Consider the following 21,749-nt stretch of genomic DNA (forward strand, 5'->3'; position numbering starts at 1 on the left):
CGATGACTGCACTCCGTTTCGACGCCAATATCAAGTGGCTCTTCACCGAGGTCGATTTCCTCGAGCGTTTCGATGCGGCGGCCGCCGCCGGGTTCATCGGGGTCGAGTACGCGGCTCCCTATCCCTATCCAGCGAGCGAGCTGCGACGGCGTCTGTCGGATGCCGGCCTTACCCAGGTGCTGATCAATACGCCGACAGGGCAGCCGGGCACGCCGGAGCGCCAGGGAATCGCCTGCATGCCGGACAAGGCGGCGCAGTTCCGATCCGACTTCGAGCTCGCCCTCGAGTACGCGGTCGAGTTGGACAGTCGCTTCATCCATGTCATGGCGGGACTCCGTCCGGATGATGTGAGTCGCGATCGCGCTTTCGCGCGTTTCGTCAGCAATATCTCGTGGGCTTCGCAGGCGGCGGCCGGCACGGACGTGCGCATCGTGCTCGAGGCGCAGAATAAGCGTGACGCTCCGGGCTTCATCCTGGACACTCAGTCGCACGCTGCGGCCGTCGCCGAAGCGGTGGATGCCGACAACGTGGGGCTCATGTTCGACGTCTATCACGCGCAGATCGACGAGGGAGACCTGCTGACGACCTTTCGTCAGGTGCTCCCCTGGGTGTTCCACGTGCAGGTCGCCGACCCGCCAGGGCGAGCGGAGCCCGGCTCCGGCGAGATCAACTTCCGAACGGTCTTCGAGGCCATCGCCGCATCCGACTACGACGGCTGGATCGGCTGCGAGTACGCGCCCGCTGGTGACACGGTCGCCGGGCTGAGCTGGATCACGGAGCTGACCTCGTGAGCGGACGGAGCCCACGCATCGCACTGATTCACGGCACGACCGCGGCGATCGCCCCGAGTGTCGACGCGCTCGCCGAGGAGTTCGACGACGCCGAGGTGTGGAACATCCTCGACGACCGACTGCTCCCCGATGCGGATGCCGCGGGCGGCCTCACGGATTCCCTGGCGCACCGCATGGAGGCCCTCATCGAGCTCGCGCTGGAGGAGGGAGCCGCCGGAGTGCTGCTCACGTGCTCGATGTACGGCGCGGTCGCGCACCGCACGTCGGCGTCAGTGCCTGTGCTCGCGCCGGATCAGGCGGCGTTCGAGGCCGTGCGTGTCGGCGGTTACGACACGGTTCTGCTGGTCGCCTCCTTCGAGTCGGCGATGCACGACTCGATGAGTCGTCTGCGCGACTTCCTCGCGGAGAAGGACTCCCCGTCGCGCGTGATCGGATTGACCGTCCCTGATGCCTTCGCGGCCACAAGAGCCGGTGATTCCGACGCGCTGGCCAGGGCGCTCGTCGCGGCTGTGCAAGGGGAAGCCGGCCGCGTCGACGCCGTGCTTCTCGGCCAGTTCTCGCTGGCGCCGGCCGCTGCCAGGGTCGCCCGTGACACCGGGTTGCCCGTCATCTCAGGACCGCAGGCGGCCGCCAGGATGCTCAAGGCGACGGTGGTGCGGTGAACGCCGCGTCCGAAACCTCTCCCATCCCGTCCCCCAGCGAAACGGAACAACCCGTGGTCTCCATCACCCTGCACAGCACTCTCGCCGTCAAGAAGGCCCTCGACGAGAGCATCCTCGAATCCTTCACGACCGAGACCGGGATCGAGGTCGACGGCGTGTTCGATCCGACGAATGTCTTGCTGCAGCGCATCGAGAACGGCGAGCGGCCCGACCTCATGATCGGCGTTTCCCATCAGCTCGATCCGCTCGGTGCGGTGTTGGACCTCGACTCGCGCACGGCGATCGCGCGCGTCGGCGTCGGGATCGCCGTCGACCCGTCGTGCGTGATCCCCGACATCCACACGGTGGATGCCCTCGTCGTGGCTCTGCGCTCGGCGCGGTCGGTGGCTTACTCGCGTACAGGGGCGAGCGGGGTGTACTTCGCCCGGCTGCTGGAGGAACTCGGAATCGCGAGCGAGGTCAATGCACAGGCGACGATCGTCGAGAAGGGATTCACCGCACTCGCCGTGATCGACGGGCGCGCCGATCTTGCGGTGCAGCAGCTGAGCGAGCTGCTGTTCGTGCCGGAAGCCACGGTGGTCGGGCCGTTGCCTGAGCCTGTGCAGCACTACACCGAGTTCTCGGCGGCGATCGGCGCCGCCCTGCCCGATCCTGCTCCGGCGCGGGCGCTGCTCGACGCGCTGTCGAGTCCGCGTGCCGGGCGGGCGTACGCGGCGACGGGTCTGCGGCCGGTGCACGCGATGGCTTGAGCGGAGCATCAGCTGGCTCGGCACCCCTTGGCCGCTGAGTCCAGTATCGGTCTCGGCGCTTCGCGGCAGGACGTCACGGTCAGGCCGGACCGAGACGCTGTCGACGCGCCGGTCAGATCGGAGCTGTCGGAAGAGAGGCAGCTCGGCGGCAATGATCAGCGAATCCGGGTAGAGCCGGTGCAGCGGGTCGCGGAACGCGCGACTATCGCATCGGCCGCTGCGACTCAGCACGTTGACGGGAATACCCCCCATGGGTATATGGTTGACTCAATCGCATACCCCTCCTGGGTATGCCGAACGGGATGAGGAGAACCGCCATGAGCACCGCCGAATACCAGGTCACCGGAATGACGTGCGGTCACTGCGAGATGTCCGTCCGTGGCGAGGTCAGCCGGATCGCCGGAGTCTCCGGCGTCGACGTCAGTGCCCAGACCGGTTCGCTCGTCGTCACGAGCGACACCCCCTTGGACGACGAGGCCATCATTGCCGCCGTCGACGAGGCCGGCTACGCAGCGGTGCGCGTCTGATGAACACCGCGGGCCGTCTCGGACTCTACGGCGCGGGTCTTGTGGTCGCGTTCGGCGCCGCCTACCTGGCCGCCGGGGCGATCGTGCCCGACAGCACGGTCGCGGGGTGGAGTGAGGCGAGCCACGCGGACGAACAAGCGCACGACACAGAACCGGCGCAGCAGAACCCGCAGCAGCAGAAGGAGCAGGACGTGAGCGGCACGACAACCTCGGCATCCGGATTCACCCTCGGACCGGTGTCCGCACCCGCGGACACGACGACGGACGGCGCACTCTCCTTCCGCATCCTCGGCTCCGACGGCGAGCCCGTCACCACCTACGACACGGCCCACGACAAGCAGCTGCACCTCATCGTGGTCCGCAGCGACGGTACTCAGTACCGCCACGTGCATCCCGAGCTGGATGCCGCCACCGGCGTCTGGTCGCTTCTCTGGACCTGGGACGCCGCAGGCACCTACCGCCTGTACACCGACTTCGCCTCCGACGGCACCGCAGCGACCCTGTCGCGCACCGTCGACGTCGCCGGAACCCTGACGCCGCAGCCGGCGACCGAGGTCGTCCGGGCCGCATCCGTCGACGGCTTCGACGTGGCGATCACCGGCGAGCTCGTCGCCGGATCCGACAGCGACCTGACCGTGGAGGTGACGCGCGACGGCGCACCCGTCACAACGCTCGAGCCGTATCTGGGCGCATTCGGCCACCTCGTCGCGCTCCGCGACGGCGACCTCGCCTACCTGCACGTGCACGCCCACGGCGACGAACCGGAAACCGGCGACACCGCAGGCCCGACGGTCGCCTTCACGGCCGATGTCCCGTCGGCCGGTCGCTACCTGCTCTACCTCGACTTCCAGGTCGACGGGCAGGTGCACACGGCCCCATTCGTCCTGGATGCCGCGGCATCCGACACCGCACGCGACACCGACGGCGGCGGCGACGCCGATGACCACGGCGGGCACTGACGCCGAGAAACCAGATGCGAGACGAGAAACCACCGCTGGAGTGGTTTCTCGCGCGGGAAGTGGTTTCTCGCGAATCGACACCCTGAGGAGACAGCGATGAGCGACACGACGAACGACGTCGCCAGCGTCGAGCTGGAGATCGGCGGCATGACGTGCGCCTCCTGCGCCATGCGCATCGAGAAGAAGCTGAACCGCCTCGACGGTGTCACGGCCACGGTCAACTACGCCACCGAGAAGGCGAAGGTGACAGCCCCGGCCGGCTTCGACACCGCGCTGCTCATCGCCGAGGTCGAGAAGACCGGCTACACCGCCGAACTGCCGGCCCCGCCGGCGGACACCGAGTCCGATGACGCGGAGGCTCCGGATGCCGAGCTCACCGGCCTGCGCAATCGTCTGATCGTCTCGGCGGTGCTGGCCGTGCCCGTCATCGCGATGGCGATGATCCCCGCGCTGCAGTTCCCGTATTGGCAGTGGCTGTCGCTCACGCTCGCCGCCCCCGTCATCGTGTGGGGCGCGTGGCCGTTCCACAAGGCGGCGTGGACGAATCTTCGTCACGGCGCGGCCACGATGGACACCCTCATCTCGATGGGCACGATCGCGGCGTTCGCCTGGTCGCTGTACGCGCTGTTCTTCGGAACGGCCGGAGTTCCAGGGATGACCCACGCCTTCGAGCTCACGGTCGCTCCGAGCGATGGCGCCGCGAACATCTACCTCGAGGTCGCGGCCGGCGTCACGACCTTCATCCTCGCCGGCCGCTACTTCGAGAAGCGCTCCAAGCGGCAGGCGGGTGCGGCGCTTCGGGCCCTGCTCGAACTCGGCGCGAAGGACGTCGCCGTGCTGCGTGGCGGCGTCGAGACCCGCATCCCGATCGCGGATCTGGCGGTGGGCGACGAGTTCGTCGTGCGCCCCGGTGAGAAGATCGCCACCGATGGCGTCGTGGTCTCCGGCACCTCCGCCGTCGACGCATCCATGCTGACGGGCGAGTCCGTCCCCGTCGAGGTCGCCGAGGGCGATGCCGTCACGGGCGCGACCGTCAACGCCGGTGGCCGCCTCGTCGTCCGCACCACCAGGGTCGGCGCCGACACCCAGCTCGCCCAGATGGCCAGGCTCGTCGAGGACGCGCAGTCCGGCAAGGCCGACGTGCAGCGTCTGGCCGACAAGGTGTCCGGCATCTTCGTGCCGATCGTCATCGCGATCGCCGTGGTGACGCTCGCCGCCTGGCTCGGCGCCGGGTTCCCGGCATCCGCCGCGTTCACCGCCGCGGTGGCCGTCCTCATCATCGCGTGCCCGTGCGCGCTCGGCCTCGCCACACCCACCGCCCTGCTGGTCGGAACGGGGCGCGGCGCGCAGATGGGCATCCTGATCAAGGGCCCTGAGGTGCTCGAGTCCACCCGTCGCGTCGACACGATCGTGCTCGACAAGACCGGCACGGTCACGACGGGACGTATGACGCTCGTCGGCGTGCACGCCGCCGACGGCGTGGAACGCGCCGATCTGCTGCGACTCGCCGGCGCGCTGGAGGATGCCTCGGAGCACCCCATCGCGCAGGCGATCGCCCAGGCCGCCGCGCGGGAGTTCGGCGCGCTCCCCGCCGTCGAGGGCTTCACGAACATCGAGGGCAAGGGCGTGCAGGGCGTGGTCGAGGGGCACGGCGTGCTCGTCGGTCGGGAGTCGCTGCTGACCGACTGGGCGCAGCCCCTCCCCGCGGATCTCGCCGCCGCCAAGAAGGAGGCCGAGCGGCAGGGCCGCACCGCCATCGCGGTCGGCTGGGATGGTCAGGCCCGCGGCCTCCTCGTGGTGTCGGATGCCGTGAAGCCCACGAGTGCCAGGGCGATCGCCCAGTTGAAGGCGCTCGGCCTCACGCCGATCCTGCTCACCGGCGACAATCGCGCCGCCGCCGAGCAGATCGCGGCGGAGGTCGGCGTCGACACAGTGATCGCCGAGGTGCTGCCGGCCGACAAGGTCGATGTCGTCACGCGTCTTCAGTCCGAGGGCAGGGTCGTCGCGATGGTCGGCGACGGCGTGAACGACGCAGCCGCCCTCGCTCAGGCCGATCTCGGACTCGCGATGGGAACAGGGACCGACGTCGCGATCGAGGCCAGCGACATCACGCTGGTCCGCGGCGACCTGCGCAGCGCCGCCGATGCGATCCGCCTCTCACGCCGCACGCTCGGCACGATCAAGGGCAATCTCTTCTGGGCCTTCGCTTACAACGTGGCTGCGATCCCGCTCGCCGCGCTCGGGCTGCTCAATCCCATGCTCGCGGGAGCCGCCATGGCGTTCTCCAGCGTGTTCGTCGTCGGCAACAGCCTGCGGCTGCGGTCGTTCCGCAGCCAGGCGACGGACGACTGAGCACGACCCGATCTCTCGGAGGCCGACGGCTCTCCTGGCGGCTGGCCCGGGAGTGCGACACAATCGGGCGGGACGGATGGAGGGCCGATGAGCATGCAGGAGTCGCCGGGGGCGCACGCGCATGAACCGCACGCGCCTGGTCTCGCCCAGCGCCTGAACTGGCTGCGCGCCGGCGTGCTGGGCGCCAATGACGGCATCGTCTCGACCGCTGCCGTCGTCGTCGGCGTGGCCGGCGCGACCGCCGAGGTCGGTCCGGTGTTCATCGCTGGAGCGGCCGCGCTCGTCGGAGGCGCGATCTCGATGGCGCTTGGCGAGTACGTCTCCGTCTCGAGTCAGCGCGACTCGGAACGGGCGCTGATCGCCAAGGAGCGGCGCGAGCTCGCCGAGGATCCGGATGCCGAGTTCAGCGAACTGGTCGGGCTCTACCAGGCCAAGGGTCTGCGCCTCGAGACCGCGACCCAGGTCGCGACCGAGCTCACCGCGCACGATCCGCTCGCCGCCCACCTCTCGGCCGAGCTCAACATCGATGCCGACGACGTCGTGAGCCCGTGGCATGCGGCGATCGCCTCGGCAATCGCGTTCTTCCTCGGGGCGCTGCTGCCGATGGTGACGATCCTGCTCGCCCCGCATCCGCTGCGCATCGGGCTGACGTTCGTCACGGTGCTGGTCGCGCTCGCCGTCACCGGCTACGTGGCTGCCTGGCTCGGCGGCGCGAACCGAGGACGTGCGGTCGTGCGGACCATGATCGGCGGAGCGCTCGCGCTCGCCGCGACCTATCTCGTGGGGAGCCTGTTCGGCACGACCGTGCTGTGACCGCGCGCGGTACCGGACCGGATCAGATCCAGCCGCGCTCCTCCGCGAGCAGCACGGCCTGCTGGCGCGTGGCGACGTGGAGTTTGCCGAGCACGGCGGAGACGTGATTGCGCACCGTGCCGGGCGCGAGCGACAGCGCCTTGGCGATCTGTCCCGTCGTCTCACCCCTGCGCCCGGCGCGCAGCACGTCGAGTTCGCGTTCGGTGAGCGGTGACCGCTCGTCGCTGAGCGCGTCGGCGGCGACCTCGGGGTCGACGTAGCGTCCGCCCGCCGCGACCCGTCGGATCACTTCGGCGACCTCGTCCGCCCCGCGGGATTTCGGCAGGAAGCCGGCGACCCCGGAGGCCAGCGCACGCCGGAGCACCCCGGGTCGCGCGTGGCGGGTGACGACGATGCAGCGCGTGGCGACGACCCGGCTGAGGCGCTCGGCGACCTCGACGCCGTCGAGACCGGGCATCTCCAGATCGAGCAGGCAGATGTCGGGGGCCAGTCGGACGGCGACGTCGACCGCTTCGGTGCCGTCCGCGCATTCCGCCACGACCTCGATGTCGTCCTCGAGATTCAGCAGCGCGGCGATCGCCGACCGGATCATGACCTCGTCATCGGCGACGAGCACGCGGATCATCGAGACACCTCCGGAACCGTCACGACGACGGAGAACTCCGCGCGCCCCCGTTCGACCTCCACCGTGCCGCCGGCCTCGGCCGCGCGTCGTGCGATCCCCTCCAGGCCGGATCCGTCGGCGCTCTCGACCGTCGAGGAGGCGGTGTCGTTCGCGATCTCGTACCGCCACGCGTCGCCGACGCGCGTCAGCGTCAGCCGCGCCCATCTCCCGCCGCCGTGGCGCAGGACGTTCGTGGTCGTCTCGCGGATCACCGGCCCCAGGACGGATGCCGGGGCGGCATCGGCCGCGGCATCCACCGACGCGTCCGCAGAGGTTCCGGCCGCGCGCAGCAGATCAACGGCGTTCGCGATCTCGTCGCGCAGGGGAACGGAGCGGAACCGCAGCGCGAGGTCGCGCGTGCCCTGTCGTGCCTCGTCCACGCTGGTGCGTGCGAGGCGGATCTGCTCGAGCGCCGCAGCCGGGTCCTTCGCCATCAGCCGTTCGGCGAGTTCGAGCTGCAGCGCGATCACCTGAAGGTGGTGCCCCTGCAGATCATGGACATCCGTCGCGACCCTGAGCCGCTCCTGCATCGCGCCGAGACGCGACTCGGCGGCGCGCGCGCGATCGAACGTGATGAGCACGTCCCACCACCACAACGAGGTCACCGACATCGCGGGCAGCAGGATCGCGAACAGGGCGAACATCCAGACGCTGGTCTCGGCACGCGGATCGAGCGAGCCCGCATTCCGGTCGACGATCGCCAGTGCGATCAGCACGACCGTGGCGGCGATGACCAGACGGAGCCGGACGCCGCGCGGCCAGTTCAGCAGCACGAGCGGCTGCAGGATCGCGAACCCGGCAGCGATCCACAGCCCGGTGGCAGGGCCGATGACGGCGGCGTAGATCGCCGCGACCGCGAGCGGCAGGGCGATCCGCTGCCACGGACCCGTCCCCGCGGTGTCGTCGCGGTGCCGGTACTGGAACAGCAGCACGAGCGTCGCGCACCACCACAGCATTCCGCCGAGGATCACGACGGCGAGGACGGCCGCGCTCTCACCCCGCTCGGCGACGACGGCGAGGAGCAGGAGCACGAGGACCAGCTCGAGGAAGATGACGGCCGATGCGGTGTACCACCACGTCGCGGTGATCCCGCGGGTGAGGCGGCTGGCGCCCCCGGCTCCGGCATCCGATCCGGACGTGCTGAGACTCGACATGTGCACCACATTACGGCCATGACAGTTGTCACCCACGGGCCGTGAGACCTGCAGGGGAAGTGGTGACGGACCGGCACTTCTTGCCGCCGCCGCACCGCGATTCACTGGTGTCATGCCGAGCGGATCCGCCGCTCAGAGCCTCACCCAGGAGCACATCATGAACCTCATCGAGACCTTCCAGGAGCTCGTCGCCCAGGTGCCGGAGTTCATCCAGCCTCTGATCGTCGCGGCTGCCGGAGCCGTCCCCTTCATCGAGGGCGAGGGCGCTGCCGCGATCGGCATCATCGGCGGCATCCCGCCGATCGTCGCGGCGATCGCGGCGATCCTCGGCAACTTCGTCTGCGTCGCGATCCTCGTCTTCATCAGCGCCGGTGCGCGCAACGCGGTCGTGACCAGGCACCGCGCCCGAGTTCAGGCGCGCGAGGCGGTCGCGGTCTCGGCATCCGGCGCGCCGGCATCCGTCGAGGTCGAGCCGGAGGAGAGCGAGCGCAAGGCCGCACGCCGCGCCAAGTTCCAGCGCGCGCTGGAGCGCTACGGTGTGCCGGGAGTCAGCCTGCTGGGTCCGTTGCTGCTGCCGACGCAGTTCACGGCGACCATGCTGGCCGCGACCGGTGTGGGGAGAGCGCGCATCCTGATCTGGCAGGGCATCGCCATCATCGGATGGACGACCCTCGTCACCTTGATCCTCACGGGAGTCATCCACGCCGTCGCGTGATCACGCCGCATGCGACGAGTGCCCGGTCCTCCCGCCCAGCAGGGCGGCGAGACCGGGCACTCCTCCTGTGTGCAGTGCGGCGAGCTGCCGGTCGGCTCCGGTGCCGTCGGAACGGACGAAGGCCATCCGCTCTCGGACGAAGTCCGCGTCGCCGGCTTCCTCCAGGTGCGGCCGGATGCGGTGCAGCAGGTCCTGGACGAGTCTCTGCGCGCTGGCCGTCTCCCCCGTGACCGGGTCGATGAGCGCCGCGTCCCGTCCTTCTCTGGCCGCCATCCAGAGCGACGCATCGATGAGGTCGGAATCGAGCGGCAGGACGGCGATCTCTTCGGCGACGAGGATCGCGCGCACGAGAGCGACCAGAAGGAGCGCGTCGTCCGGTTCGAGCTGGGTGTCGAACACGCGGACCTCGACCGTGGGGAAGCGATCGGACAGTCGCGCCGCCCAGGCCAGGGATGCCGCGTCGGGACACGCTCCGAGGCGGATGAGCTGAGCGAGGTGGTTGCGGTAGTGCGCATGGTCGCGGAAGATCGGCGGGCAGCCCATCGTCGGCAGCCGCCGCATCACCACCGTCCGCCAGCTCTGGAAGCCCGTGACGCGCGATTGCCAGAACGGCGAGTTGCCGGACACCGACAGCAGGACGGGCAGCCACGGACGCAGCCTGTTCAGGGCGCGGATGCGGTCCTCGGGGTGAGACGTGGGCCCCGCCCGTGCCGAACGGCGTGCCGGTCGGGCCGGAGGTGCAGTGCTCCGCGCTGGCGAAGCCGACCACGGCATCCCGTGCGGCGGTGAGCTGCGTACGCGCCTCATCGAGGGTGCGCACGGGCGAGGTTGCGTATTCCAGCTGGCAGGTGAGGAACTCGCTGGTGAAGGCGCCTGGTCCGCCGGCATCCGCCAGCGCATGAGCGGCACGTCCGGCGGATGCGGCGGGGGAAAGAGAGAGGGGGTCGAGGAGGAAGCACTCCTCCTCGACCCCGAAGCGGGTCATGACGGGACCCCGGGGACCCTGGGTCAGTCCTTGACCGCGTCCTTGACGTTCTCGGCGGCCTTCTTCACGTCCGCCTTCGCCTGCTGTGCACGGCCCTCGGCCTCGAGCTTCTCGTTGTCGGTGACCTTGCCTGCGGTCTCCTTGACCTGCCCGGCGAGCTTGTCTGCGGCGTTCTTTGCCTTGTCGTCGATGCCCATGTCATCCTCCTTCGTTCGGAGGAACCACTGTGCGCCCGGAAAGCGAATGAGGTCGACGGGGTTGACGCCGGGGGAACGAGGCGTTAGCGGTTCCCACGGCGTCCTTCCCGACCTTCACGGGCCGCGATCCGTGGTTCTCAGTCCATGGACGCGGCCACTCACCTCCCCTATGGTGAAGGTGCATGTGCACCGGGATCGATCGCGTTCGTCTTACCCCAGCAGACGAGCGGTTCTCCCCAGAGCCAGCGATCCGCACATGCGATTGGGCCCCCTCGAGTAGTTCAGTCCCCAATGGGCTATTCGAGGGGGCCGCTATCGAGTCATCTTCCCACGAAATTTCCATTTTGTCCCCCAAATGGGGGACAAAGATCTCGATTTCGCGTTAGGCTGTTCCTGACGCACCCTCCGGTCGTCTTCTGGCCCTCATCGCTCCCCCCGCGGTGAGGGCCACTCCACTTTCTCGGGGCCTCTGCGCGCCGCGGTGCATGACCGGCGTGCAACATTTGGGTTACCTTCTTCGTCCTGCCCGTTTCCGCGAGCGCCGTGCTCCACTAGCGTTAGCCGTGTCGGGGCATCCCTGCGTCGGCGTCAATACCAGCAGAACGGCAGTACATGAGCACCCAGGGCACGGTCAAGTGGTTCAACTCGGAGAAGGGCTTCGGCTTCATCTCCCCTGACGACGGAGGCGCCGACGTGTTCGCGCACTACTCCGCCATCGAGTCCTCCGGCTACCGCTCGCTCGACGAGAACCAGCGCGTCGAGTTCGATGTGGCGCAGGGCCCCAAGGGCCTGCAGGCCGAGAACATTCGCCCCCTCTGAGGCGATTCTTCACAGGACTCCCCACCGGAGCGCGTATCCGCGCATCCGGCGGGGAGTCCTGTGCTTACGGGGTCAATCCGTGAGCAGCAGAGCTTGAAGCGCCGCGGCATCCGCAGCGCGGAAGGCGGCGGCGTCGCCCTCTGACGCGTCGCCGAATCCCCACTCCGCGAAGATGACGGGGAAGCCGTAGTCCAGCGCGCCCTCGACGTCATGATGCCGGTCGCCGATGAGCACCGGCTTCGACGTGTCGACGCCAGCCGCATGCAGACGCTCCAGCGCCCAGCCGATGACGTCGGCCTTGCTGTCGCTGCGCCCGATCGCGCCTGCTCTGGCGCCCGAGATGGCGGTGAAGAGCCCGAGCAGGTCGTTGTGCTCGAGGATGGCGCGCACCTGGTTCTCGGGCTTGGTGCTCGCGGTCGACTGCGGGATGCCGGCGGCGGCGACAGCGCGGATCACTTCGGGGACGCCGGGGTAGATGTCGACGGATGCCGCGTAGCCGTCACGCGCCGCGAGCTCGCGGTATCGGGTCAGCGCCTCGTCGGCCTGCGCAGGTGAGAGCCCGGCGAGTTCCTGGAACGATTCGTACATAGGCGGACCGACCCAGCGGGCCAGGGAAGCCTGCTCCGGTGCCGGGACCTCGAATGATGCCAGCACTTCCAGGAGCCGGGGGAAGATCCCGGGCGTTGCATCGGCGATCGTGCCGTCGACGTCCCAGAGCACGCAGGAATACGGGGAATGGGGCATGCCTCCAGCCTAGGGGCGGTTGGGCCGGACTCCATCGTGAGACCCACCGCGCTCAGCGGCGGGACGAGCGAGATGGCGATCGCGACGCCGGGAAGCGTGTCGGAGATGTCCTTGCGCACCAGCGCGACGACGCCGACCAGTCCGGTCGCGAGAGCGGCGAGCGGATCGATGAGGTGGGGCGACACGCGTCCGGAGACCTGAGAGTTCGTCAGAGCGGTGACGGGTGACGGAACGAGGACTCCGACGAGGTAGCTGATCGCGACCGACGTGAGTGCGCCGGCGACGCGCGATCAGAACAGTCGCGGAACGCCCGACTCGATGCCCTTCATGGCCTCGTAGTCCAGGACAAGGCAGCGGATGCCGCGGTCCTCGGCGAGCACTCGCGCCTGGGGCTTGATCTCCTGCGCGGCGAACACGCCCCGCACCGGAGCGAGGTGCGGGTCGCGACCGAGCAGCTCGAGGTAGCGGGTGAGCTGCTCTACGCCGTCGATGTCGCCGCGGCGCTTGATCTCCACGGCGATCGCCGCGCCCGCGGCATCCCGGATCATCAGATCGACGGGGCCGATCGCCGTCGGGTACTCGCGCCGCACGAGCGTGGCGCCCTCGCTGACGAGGTCGACCTGCTCGGCGAGCAGGCGCTGCAGGTCGGCCTCGACGCCGTCCTTCTGGAGTCCGGGGTCGATGCCGAGGTCGTGGTTCGTATCGTGCAGGATCTCGTAGATCTGCACGCGGAGCGCGTCGCCGGTCTTCTTGTGGGTCACCCGCCAGACCTCGACGACGCCGGCCGACGACTCGTCGTCCCCCGGCACCTCGGTCGCCAGCGAGCACGGCGGGCTCATCCAGTTCAGCGGCTTGTAGCTGCCGCCGTCGGAGTGCACGAGCAGGCTGCCGTCGCCCTTGTGCACCAGCAGGCGCGTGGCGAGCGGGAGGTGGGCATTGAGCCGACCGGTGTAATCCACCGAGCAGCGGGCGATGACGAGACGCACCCGTCGAGCCTACTTCGTCCTCACCCGGCAGGCTTCCCGAGCGCTGCCTGAGCGACCCGCTCCGGCACCTGCAGAGTGTCGATCGTCGGGCGCCAGAGCGGAGTCGCGTGCCATCGCAGCTGCAGACCGTCGGCACCGCGCGTGAGGATCACACGATGCGGCGACGTCAGAACGACCAGATGCGCACGCACGGTGTCTCCGTCGCGCTCGCCGCGGACCGCCACGGCCAGTGATTCGTCACCGGCGCCGAGCACGGCGCTATTCCAGCCAGCGGCATCGACCTCGATCGATCCGGCACCGGGGATGCCGAGCAGCCAGCGGTCCTCGCTCAGGTCGGAGAGCGACCAGCCGTCGGCATCCTGAACCGGATCCGCCTGCGCGAGCAGGGTGCGGGACGTCCAGGAGTCGCGTTCGGGAGCCGGGGCGGTGCCGACGACATCCACCGGGGCGTCCGAGAACGCATCGACCAGACGCAGCAGCGCGTCGAGCGTGCGGTGGGCCTCGGTCGACGCGCCCTGGTAGGCGATCGCGATGCCGCGCTCCGGCACGACGACGCCGAACTGGCCGTAGGCACCGTCGAGGCGGAAGCCGAGTCGGCTGCTCCAGACCTGATAGCCGTAGCCGCGTCCCCAGTTTCCCGATCCGGAATCCGGATCGTCGGGGTCGCGGCTGTCCGACCACGCGCGGGGCATCGCGTCGATGAAGGCAGGCGGGATCACCTGGCGACCCGCGAACCGTCCGCCGTCGGCGAGGCAGATCGCGACCCGCGCGATGTCGTCGATGGTGAGGTGCAGACCGGAGAAGCCCTGATCGATGCCATCCAGTGGAATCCACCATCGCGACCCGATGCCCAGCGGCTCGAACAGGCGTGGGCGCAGGTAGTCGGTGAGCGACTCTCCGCTGACCGCGGTCACGATGGCCGAGAGCGCGTAGCTGGCCGGCGAGTTGTAGGCGAAGTGCGTTCCTGGGGTGTGGTCGCCGGGGACCGTGAGCAGCGCATGGGTGGAGAACGGCAGCTCGAGCGTCTGCTCGCGGCTGTGCCCGGTGTTCATCGTGAGCAGATGCTGCACCGTGATGCCGTGCGGATTCGACTCGTCCAGGTAGCGGTCGACCGAAGCCCCGATGTCCACGAGACCCTCATCGGCGAGGAAGCCGATCGCGAGCGCGGTGAACGTCTTGGACACCGAGTACACGAGCGCGGGCGCGGTGGTCGTCCACGGGGCCCACGCGCCGCGGAACAGCACATGGCCGTGGCGGGCGATCAGCAGCGCGTGCGGGTCGAGCCCAGCGGCCTCGAGCTCGTCGATCAGCGCCTGGATCTCGGCGGTGCGCAGGCCGTGCGCTTCGGGCGCAGCGGTGGGCAGCGCCGTGGGGGTCTCGGTGGGCATCTTCGCTCCAGGATCGGTCAGGCGGTTCAGGCGTTTCGGGGCGGCGCGGTCGATTCTCGCACGACGAGTTCGGTCATCAGGTCGACCCGCGTCGAGCTCGGTGCGCGCCCCTCGGCCAGCGTGAGCAGCATCTGGGTCGCGAGGCTTCCCATCTCGCGCAGGGGCTGATTGACTGTGGTCAGCGGCGGGTTCAGCCACTGCGTGATCGGCAGGTTGTCGTATCCGACGACGGAGAGGTCCTCCGGGATGCGCAGACCGTGCTCGAGCGCGGCGCGGGCGATGCCGAGCGCGAGGTAGTCGGAGCCCGCGAAGATCGCGGTCGGGCGGTCGGGCCGCTCGAGCAGTTCTCTTGCATGCTGATAGCCCGAGTTGGCGGCGAACTCCCCCCAGCGGACGAGCGACGGATCCCACGGCAGCCCGGCCTCCTCGTGCGCGCTGCGGAATCCGTCCACTCGTGCGCGCGAGCAGAGCACGTCGGAGGGCCCCATGATGACCGCGATGCGGCGATGCCCGAGCCCGATCAGGTGCTGCGTCGCGACCAGCCCGCCGTTCCAGTTGTTCGAGCCGACGGTCGGCACGTCGGTGGGCGGGTTGCCCTGCGTGTCGAGCACGACGAACGGGATCGCCCGGGAGTGCAGCTGGTGGCGCTGGCGTTCATCGAGCCCCGAGAGCACCAGCAGGACGCCGAGCGGCCGGCGCGACATCACGTCGTCGATCCACTCCTGCGGCGGTCGATGCGCACCGCCGAGTCCGGACAGCACCACACCGACGCGCGCCGGAGCGGAAACGCGTTCGACTCCGCTGATGATCTCCTGCGCCCACAGGTTGTCGCCCTGATGGAAGACCAGGTCGATCAGCCGCGACGTGCTGGTCCTCGACCCGCCGGATCGTGATCCGACCGGCTTGCGGTACTCGCGCCGCGACAGGGCCTCCTCCACGCGCAACCGGGTCGCCTCGGAGACGTCCATCCGACCGTTGAGCACCTTCGACACCGTCGGCACCGAGACACCCACCTCTGCGGCGATGTCGGCGATCGTTGCGCGTGGCTTTGCCATGGATTCCTTTCGAAACTATCGGCCAGCGTAGTCGTCAGATCTGGCGTTGTCATCCGTGACTTCCGGGCTTGAAATGGGGATTGACGGGAGCGACAACAAACTCTACGGTCGGATCAAGCCTTTCTTTCGGGTAATCGCCCGATAGTTTCGAATCACAGTGAAGTGAGACCCATGATCGACCCATCCCCGACGACGCGGGTGAGCGGACCCTGGCACGCCCGGAGCCTTCCGGTCGCCGAGCGGGCCAGGGCGCTCGTCGCCGAGATGACCCTCGAGGAGAAGACGAGCCAGCTCGTCGGACTCTGGGTCGTCGCCGATGCGGCCGGCGGAGATGTTGCGCCTTTCCAGCGCGAGATGAGCGACGCCGGAGTCACGTTCGACGACGTGATCGAGAGCGGTCTCGGCCAATTGGTCCGTCCGTTCGGCTCCGACCCGATCGAGCCGGCCAAGGGCGTCGAGTCCCTCGCTCGCGCGCAGCGTCGGATCATGGCGGCCAATCGCTTCGGCATCCCGGCGCAGGTCCACGAGGAGTGCCTGGCCGGCTTCGCCGCCTGGCAGGCGACCGCGTACCCCGTTCCCCTGTCGTGGGGCGCGTCGTTCGACCCGGAACTGGTCGAGGAGATGGCCGCGCAGATCGGCGGTTCGCTGCGCTCGGCCGGCGTCCATCAGGGTCTTGCGCCGGTCCTCGACGTCGTGCGGGACTACCGGTGGGGCCGCGTCGAGGAGACGATCGGCGAGGACCCGTACCTCGTGGGCGCGATCGGATCGGCCTACGTGCGCGGCATCGAGTCCGCGGATGTCGTGGCCACCCTCAAGCACTTCGCCGGCTACTCCGGGTCGCGCGGCGCGCGCAATCACGCTCCGGTCTCGGCGGGTCCGCGCGAGATGGCCGACGTCTTCCTCCCGCCCTTCCTCACGGCGCTGCGCGAGGGCGGGGCGCGGTCGGTCATGAACTCGTACGCCGAGGTCGATGGCATCCCTGCCGCGGCCGATCGGACGGTGCTCACTGATCTGCTGCGCGACGAATGGGGTTTCGACGGGATCGTCGTCGCCGACTACTTCGCTGTCGCCTTCCTGCGCACCCTCCATCGGGTCGCCGAGACGGACGGCGAGGCGGCGGTGCTCGCGCTCGCCGCCGGCATCGACGTCGAGCTGCCGTCGGTCCATGCGTTCGGTGAACCGCTGCGGGATGCCGTGCGCACCGGACTTGTCGACGAAGCGCTCGTCGACCGGGCGGTGCTCCGCGTCCTCACGCAGAAGGCCGAGCTGGGCCTGCTCGATCCCGACTGGACGCCGGATGCCGCGCCCGAGATCTCGTTCGACACGGCAGAGCAGCAGGACACCGCGCTGCGACTGGCCCGCGAGAGCGTCGTGCTGCTCGCGAACGACTCCGGCATCCTCCCGCTGCGACCGAGCGCGCGGGTCGCGCTGGTCGGTCCGCTCGCGGATGATCCGTTCGGGATGCTCGGCTGCTACTCCTTCCCCCTGCATGTCGGCGTGCGCCACCCGGACGTGCCCGTGGGCATCGACATCCCCACCGTGCGCGCAGAGCTCGAGCGCGTGCACGGCTCGAGCGTCGCCTACGCCGCGGGGTGCGATGTCCTGCAGGCCGGCCGCGACGGCTTCGACGCCGCGACCGAGGCCGCGCGCGACGCAGACGTGGCGATCGTGGTGGTCGGCGACCGTGCAGGACTCTTCGGCAAGGGAACGTCCGGCGAGGGATGCGACGCGGCCGACCTGCGCCTGCCCGGCGAGCAGCACGACCTCGTCGAGGCGGTGCTCGCCACCGGAACACCGACCGTGATCGTGGTGCTGTCGGGGCGGCCGTACGCGCTCGGGGAGTTCGCGGGTCGCGCCGCGGCGATCGTGCAGACGTTCTTCCCCGGACAGCGCGGCGGTCAGGCGATCGTCGAGGTGCTCACCGGGGCGACGAATCCCTCCGGGCACCTGCCCGTCGGCATCCCGAAGGATGCCGGATCGCAGCCGTCGACCTATCTCGCGCCACCGCTGGGGCGTGCGGACGCACCATCGAACATCGACCCGACTCCCCTGTTCCCGTTCGGGCACGGCGAATCGTACGGCGCGCTGACCTGGGGAGATGTCGCCTGCGACAGCGTCGAGTGGGATGTGGACGGCGCGGTGACGCTCACCGTCGAGCTGTCGAACGAGACGGATCAGGTGCTCTCCGATGTCGTCCAGCTCTACCTGCACGACATCGTCGCGCAGGTGACCAGACCGGTCGCGCGCCTGATCGGCTTCCGGCGCGTGACCCTCGAGCCGGCGGAACGGACGGCGGTGACCTTCACCGTGCACGCCGATCTCACCTCGTTCACGGGCCTCAGCGGCGAGCGGATCGTCGAACCCGGTGCCGTCGAGCTGCAGGTCGCGCGCTCCAGCGCCGACGTGCATCGATCGGTTGCGCTCCGGCTCGCTGGCCGCACACGCACGGTCGATTCCACGCGGACGCTGCTCAGCGCGAGCACGGTCGAGAGCGCCGTCACGGCGGACGGGAGGATCGGATGACCGAGACGCGAGCCGTCATCACGCCGACGCCCACCGGGCGGAGGTGGTGGCGCAGGAGCCGGGGCACCAGCACGCTGACCTGGCGCAAGGCGCTCAAGCGCGACTGGCGCCTGTACACCTTCCTGATCCTGCCGCTGGTGTTCCTGCTGATCTTCCGGTACATCCCGATGGTCGGCAACATCATCGCCTTCCGCCGATTCCGCCCCGGCGGGTCGATTCTCGGCGACGAATGGGTCGGGTTCTACTACTTCGAGGCGTTCATCAACAACGCGCAGTTCTGGCAGGTGTTCTGGAACACCGTGATCCTGGGCACGATCACGCTCGTGATCTGCTTCCCGCTGCCGATCATCCTCGCGCTGATGCTGAACGAACTGCGCTCGAGCCGGTTCAAGCGCATCGTGCAGACGATCTCGTATCTGCCCCACTTCATGTCGATCGTGATCGTGGCGGGTCTCGTGCTCCAGCTGACCTCGCTGACCGGCACGATCAACCAGATCGTCGAGGCGTTCGGCGGCGACGCCATCGCGTTCATGCAGCGACCGGAATGGTTCCGGACCATCTATGTGTCGTCCGAGGCATGGCAGACCGTCGGGTGGGGGACGATCCTCTATCTCGCCGCCCTCACCACGATCGACGATCAGCTCTACGAGGCCGCGCGCATCGACGGCGCCAACCGCTGGCAGCAGACCTGGCACATCACTCTTCCGGGCATCCGACCGACCATGATGGTGCTCCTCATCCTGAACATCGGCTCGTTCATGGCGGTCGGATTCGAGAAGGTGCTGCTGCTGCAGAACCCGCTGATCTACTCGACGGCCGACGTCATCTCGACGTACCTGTACCGCGTGGGCATCCAGTCGGCGCAGTTCTCGTATGCCACCGCGATCGGGCTCTTCGAAGCCGTGATCGGACTCACTCTCGTGCTCGGCGCGAACTTCATCTCCCGTCGATTGGTGGGTACCTCGCTATGGTGACCGACATCTCCCCCGCGGCCGACGTCCTTCCGGCGAAGCCCGATCTCGCTCACGTCAGGGCCGAGAACGGGATCATCAAGGAATCCGTCGGGTACCGCACCTTCCGCGTCGTGAACGCGATCGTGCTGATCCTGATCTGCGTGGTGACGCTCTACCCGTTCGTGAACCTTGTTGCGAAGGCGTTCTCGTCCGAGGGATACATCGCCGCCGGGCAGGTGAACCTCATCCCGGTGGGGTTCAATCTCGAGACGTTCAAGGCCGTGATGGGCGACGGCCTGTTCTGGACAAACTACGGCAACACCGTGCTCTACACGGTCGTCGCGACGATCATCTCGATGTTCCTGACCACGACCTACGCCTATGCACTGAGCCGTCCGGCCCTGAAGGGCCGCGGGTTCTTCGTCGGCATCGCCGTGTTCACGATGTTCTTCGGCGGAGGGCTCATCCCGAACTACATCCTCGTCGCGAGCTGGCTCGGCTGGCGCAACAGCATCTGGGCGGTCGTGATCCCCGGCGCGCTGAGCGTGTTCAACCTGCTCGTCATGAAGTCGTTCTTCGAGAACTTCCCCACCGAACTCGAAGAGGCGGCCTCGATCGACGGCCTGTCGACGTACGGCGTCTTCTTCCGCATCGTCCTGCCGCTGTCGAAGGCGGTGCTTGCGACCATGACGCTGTTCTACGCCGTGGCGATGTGGAACTCGTGGTTCGGCGCGTTCCTGTACCTCGACGACAAGGACCTGTTCCCGGTCACCGTGTACCTGCGCAACCTCATCGCGTCGGCCACCGGGGCGCCCGAGATGGAGGTCGCCGGCGAAGCGGCGCAGGTGGCCTCGAACATCCAGGCCGTGACCATGCTGCTCACAGTCCTCCCGATCGTCTGCCTCTACCCCTTCATCCAGCGCTACTTCGTCTCCGGCGTGATGCTCGGCTCCGTCAAGGGCTGATCGCCACCCTCCCCATCACCCTGCGTCGAACGACGACGTTCCATACGAATCACAGGAAGAGAACACCATGAACAAGCACATCCGCTCGGCGGCCGTGGCCGGCTTCGCCGTCGCCGCCCTTGCGCTCACCGCGTGCACGGGCAGCGCGGCGCCGGAGGAAGAGGAGAGCGGCGGCAGCGCCACGATCGGCGCCGAGCAGTCCGTCGGCGCCATGGAGGAGTTCGAGGCCGGCACGAGCTTCAAGGCCACCGAACCCGTCGACTTCTCCCTCATGTACCGCGACCACACCGGTTACCCGGTGCAGGACGACTGGTCAGTGTTCTCGCACCTCGAGGACGACCGCAACGTGACCTTCTCGCGTACGGACATCCCGATGGCGGACTACGAGCAGAAGCGTTCGCTGCTCATCGGTGGCGGCGAAGCGACAGACATCATCTCGGTGACGTACTCCGGCCAGGAGACGCAGTTCGTCTCCGGCGGTGCCATCCTTCCCGTCTCGGACTACTTCGAGTACATGCCCAACTTCCAGCAGAAGATCGAGGACTGGGGGCTCGAAGAGGAGCTGGAGGCCGGCAAGCAGGAGGACGGGAAGAACTACCTCCTCCCCGGCGTACGCGAGGTCCCCGACATCCAGTACTCGGTCATGATCCGCGACGACCTGTGGAAGAACGCGGGCATCACCGAGGACCCGGAGACCTGGGACGAGTTCGCCGAGCAGCTGGCGACGGTCAAGGCCGCCAACCCCGAGCTCCAGTACGCGCTGTCGGACCGCTGGACCGATCAGACCCCGCTCGGATCGCTGCTCAACGTCATGGCTCCGAACTACGGCACGGCCGCCGGGTGGGGCTATGCGAACACCTACTACGACCGCGATGCGGAGGAGTTCGTGTTCACCGGCGCGACCGACGGCTACCGCGACCTCGTCGGCTACGCGGCCGACCTCGTCGAGCAGGGCCTGCTCGACCCCGAGATCACGCAGAGCGACGATCAGGCCATCCAGAAGTTCGTCTCCGGAGCGTCGGCCGCGATCTCGGGCAACACCCAGGCGCTCTCGGACTACCGGACCAAGCTGACGGATGCCGGCAAGGGCGATCTCCCGATCCGACTGATCTCCGTGCCCGGCGGTCCTGCCGGATCCAACGTGCCCGGCGGCCGCTTCACCTCGGGGATCATGATCAGCAGCGACGCGGCGGAGCAGCCGTACTTCAAGGCGCTGCTGCAGTTCGTGGACTGGCTGTACTACTCCGATGAGGGCCTCGAGTTCGGTCTGCTCGGTGTCGAGGGCGAGACGTTCGAGAAGGCATCCGACGGAACCCGCGCGCTGCTGAGCGACGTCGGCTGGAGCTCGATCAACCCGGATGCCCCGAAGAAGCTGAACGCGGACTTCGGGTACAGCAACGGCGTGTTCGTCCTGGCCAACGGATCGTCCGCCGAGCTCACGCAGTCGATGATGACGCCGGAGATCGCGGACTGGACCGCCGCGCAGCTCGAAGCGAAGGAGGTGCTGCCCGTTCCGCCGGCCGCACGCCTGAACGAGATGGAGCTCGAGCAGACGACGCTCGTCGAGACGCAGCTCAAGGACGCCGTGCAGGCGGCCACCGCCGCCTTCATCACCGGTCAGCGCTCGATCGACGAGTGGGATGCGTACGTGACCGAGATGCAGGGCCTCGGTTCGGACCAGCTCATCGAGACCATGAACACCGCCCTGGCGCGGACGCAGAACTGATCACCGGGCGGCCGGTCGTGCG

21 protein-coding genes and 2 pseudogenes are annotated in these 21,749 nt (G+C 68.7%); 13 read left to right on the plus strand and 10 right to left on the minus strand.

Annotated features, from left to right (window positions below; genetic code table 11):
- Positions 1 to 2: 2 nt before the first annotated feature.
- From ACWAT3_RS03370 to ACWAT3_RS03400, 7 genes are all read left to right on the plus strand, one after another.
- Positions 3 to 791, plus strand: a complete 789-nt coding sequence (locus ACWAT3_RS03370) for a hydroxypyruvate isomerase family protein (protein ID WP_460795901.1) — start codon at positions 3 to 5, stop codon at positions 789 to 791.
- Entirely contained in the window at positions 788 to 1,453 is a 666-nt protein-coding gene (locus ACWAT3_RS03375) for an aspartate/glutamate racemase family protein (RefSeq protein WP_460795903.1), read from the plus strand. The genes ACWAT3_RS03370 and ACWAT3_RS03375 overlap by 4 nt, the downstream gene beginning before the upstream one ends.
- 53 nt (positions 1,454 to 1,506) lie before the next feature.
- Complete coding sequence (locus ACWAT3_RS03380; RefSeq protein WP_460795904.1) at positions 1,507 to 2,202, plus strand: substrate-binding domain-containing protein; 696 nt, start codon at positions 1,507 to 1,509, stop codon at positions 2,200 to 2,202.
- A 317-nt stretch (positions 2,203 to 2,519) separates the two neighbouring features.
- Complete coding sequence (locus ACWAT3_RS03385) at positions 2,520 to 2,729, plus strand: heavy-metal-associated domain-containing protein (protein ID WP_460795906.1); 210 nt, start codon at positions 2,520 to 2,522, stop codon at positions 2,727 to 2,729.
- Positions 2,729 to 3,688 (plus strand): heavy-metal-associated domain-containing protein, encoded by a 960-nt coding sequence (locus ACWAT3_RS03390; protein WP_460795908.1) that lies wholly within the window; start codon positions 2,729 to 2,731, stop codon positions 3,686 to 3,688. The genes ACWAT3_RS03385 and ACWAT3_RS03390 overlap by 1 nt, the downstream gene beginning before the upstream one ends.
- 96 nt (positions 3,689 to 3,784) lie before the next feature.
- Positions 3,785 to 6,040, plus strand: a complete 2,256-nt coding sequence (locus tag ACWAT3_RS03395; protein ID WP_460795910.1) for a heavy metal translocating P-type ATPase — start codon at positions 3,785 to 3,787, stop codon at positions 6,038 to 6,040.
- 93 nt (positions 6,041 to 6,133) lie between these two features.
- Positions 6,134 to 6,853, plus strand: coding sequence for a VIT1/CCC1 transporter family protein (locus tag ACWAT3_RS03400; protein WP_460796775.1), 720 nt, complete (start codon positions 6,134 to 6,136; stop codon positions 6,851 to 6,853).
- A 22-nt stretch (positions 6,854 to 6,875) separates the two neighbouring features.
- Here the strand turns inward: ACWAT3_RS03400 and ACWAT3_RS03405 are convergent, their stop codons facing one another.
- Together ACWAT3_RS03405 and ACWAT3_RS03410 are read right to left on the minus strand one after the other, a co-directional pair.
- Positions 6,876 to 7,478: a response regulator gene (locus ACWAT3_RS03405; protein ID WP_460795912.1), complete on the minus strand. Its 603-nt coding sequence runs from the start codon at positions 7,476 to 7,478 to the stop codon at positions 6,876 to 6,878.
- A complete protein-coding gene (locus tag ACWAT3_RS03410; RefSeq protein WP_460795914.1) occupies positions 7,475 to 8,671 on the minus strand; it encodes a sensor histidine kinase in 1,197 nt (398 codons plus the stop codon). The genes ACWAT3_RS03405 and ACWAT3_RS03410 overlap by 4 nt, the downstream gene beginning before the upstream one ends.
- Positions 8,672 to 8,828: 157 nt before the next feature.
- Here ACWAT3_RS03410 and ACWAT3_RS03415 point away from each other — a divergent pair, with 157 nt between their 5' ends.
- Positions 8,829 to 9,386 (plus strand): small multidrug efflux protein, encoded by a 558-nt coding sequence (locus ACWAT3_RS03415; RefSeq protein WP_460796777.1) that lies wholly within the window; start codon positions 8,829 to 8,831, stop codon positions 9,384 to 9,386.
- On the opposite strand, the gene ACWAT3_RS03420 is transcribed toward ACWAT3_RS03415, so the two are convergent.
- From ACWAT3_RS03420 to ACWAT3_RS03430, 3 genes and pseudogenes are all read right to left on the minus strand, one after another.
- On the minus strand, positions 9,387 to 10,274 hold the full coding sequence (locus ACWAT3_RS03420; protein ID WP_460796779.1) for a carboxylate-amine ligase: 888 nt from the start codon (positions 10,272 to 10,274) through the stop codon (positions 9,387 to 9,389). It abuts the gene before it with no gap.
- Positions 10,180 to 10,371 (minus strand): annotated as a pseudogene (locus tag ACWAT3_RS03425) (glutamate-cysteine ligase family protein); the annotation flags it as partial. The pseudogene ACWAT3_RS03425 and the gene ACWAT3_RS03420, both read right to left, overlap by 95 nt.
- A 23-nt stretch (positions 10,372 to 10,394) precedes the next feature.
- Positions 10,395 to 10,568, minus strand: coding sequence for a CsbD family protein (locus tag ACWAT3_RS03430; protein ID WP_460795916.1), 174 nt, complete (start codon positions 10,566 to 10,568; stop codon positions 10,395 to 10,397).
- A 612-nt stretch (positions 10,569 to 11,180) separates the two neighbouring features.
- Between ACWAT3_RS03430 and ACWAT3_RS03435 the strand changes: the two genes are divergently transcribed.
- Entirely contained in the window at positions 11,181 to 11,387 is a 207-nt protein-coding gene (locus ACWAT3_RS03435) for a cold-shock protein (RefSeq protein WP_046014597.1), read from the plus strand.
- A 72-nt stretch (positions 11,388 to 11,459) separates the two neighbouring features.
- Here ACWAT3_RS03435 and ACWAT3_RS03440 read toward each other — a convergent pair whose 3' ends face one another.
- The 5 genes and pseudogenes from ACWAT3_RS03440 to ACWAT3_RS03460 all read right to left on the minus strand — a co-directional run bounded on the left by ACWAT3_RS03440 (position 11,460) and on the right by ACWAT3_RS03460 (position 15,560).
- The gene (locus tag ACWAT3_RS03440) at positions 11,460 to 12,131 is read right to left on the minus strand and encodes an HAD hydrolase-like protein (RefSeq protein WP_460795918.1); all 672 of its coding nucleotides are present in this window, start codon (positions 12,129 to 12,131) and stop codon (positions 11,460 to 11,462) included.
- Positions 12,132 to 12,163: 32 nt separating this feature from the next.
- A pseudogene (locus tag ACWAT3_RS03445) lies at positions 12,164 to 12,403 on the minus strand (DUF389 domain-containing protein); the annotation flags it as partial.
- An 18-nt stretch (positions 12,404 to 12,421) separates the two neighbouring features.
- Complete coding sequence (gene nucS / locus ACWAT3_RS03450) at positions 12,422 to 13,117, minus strand: endonuclease NucS (RefSeq protein WP_460795919.1); 696 nt, start codon at positions 13,115 to 13,117, stop codon at positions 12,422 to 12,424.
- Between the two features lie 20 nt (positions 13,118 to 13,137).
- The gene (locus tag ACWAT3_RS03455; protein WP_460795921.1) at positions 13,138 to 14,505 is read right to left on the minus strand and encodes a serine hydrolase domain-containing protein; all 1,368 of its coding nucleotides are present in this window, start codon (positions 14,503 to 14,505) and stop codon (positions 13,138 to 13,140) included.
- A gap of 26 nt (positions 14,506 to 14,531) precedes the next feature.
- Positions 14,532 to 15,560 (minus strand): LacI family DNA-binding transcriptional regulator, encoded by a 1,029-nt coding sequence (locus ACWAT3_RS03460; protein ID WP_460795922.1) that lies wholly within the window; start codon positions 15,558 to 15,560, stop codon positions 14,532 to 14,534.
- Positions 15,561 to 15,731: 171 nt separating this feature from the next.
- Between ACWAT3_RS03460 and ACWAT3_RS03465 the strand changes: the two genes are divergently transcribed.
- The 4 genes from ACWAT3_RS03465 (at position 15,732) to ACWAT3_RS03480 (ending at position 21,727) form a co-directional block, all read left to right on the plus strand.
- Positions 15,732 to 18,083 carry a beta-xylosidase/alpha-l-arabinosidase gene (locus ACWAT3_RS03465; protein ID WP_460795924.1) on the plus strand — a complete coding sequence of 784 codons (2,352 nt, stop codon included), beginning with the start codon at positions 15,732 to 15,734 and terminating at the stop codon, positions 18,081 to 18,083.
- Positions 18,080 to 19,057, plus strand: coding sequence for an ABC transporter permease (locus ACWAT3_RS03470; protein ID WP_460795926.1), 978 nt, complete (start codon positions 18,080 to 18,082; stop codon positions 19,055 to 19,057). Before ACWAT3_RS03465 ends, ACWAT3_RS03470 begins: the two co-directional genes overlap by 4 nt.
- Entirely contained in the window at positions 19,051 to 20,001 is a 951-nt protein-coding gene (locus tag ACWAT3_RS03475; RefSeq protein WP_460795928.1) for a carbohydrate ABC transporter permease, read from the plus strand. The genes ACWAT3_RS03470 and ACWAT3_RS03475 overlap by 7 nt, the downstream gene beginning before the upstream one ends.
- Before the next feature lie 67 nt (positions 20,002 to 20,068).
- Positions 20,069 to 21,727 (plus strand): ABC transporter substrate-binding protein, encoded by a 1,659-nt coding sequence (locus ACWAT3_RS03480; RefSeq protein ID WP_460795929.1) that lies wholly within the window; start codon positions 20,069 to 20,071, stop codon positions 21,725 to 21,727.
- Positions 21,728 to 21,749: the final 22 nt, after the last annotated feature.

The organism is Microbacterium sp. GXF0217 (assembly GCF_054798195.1).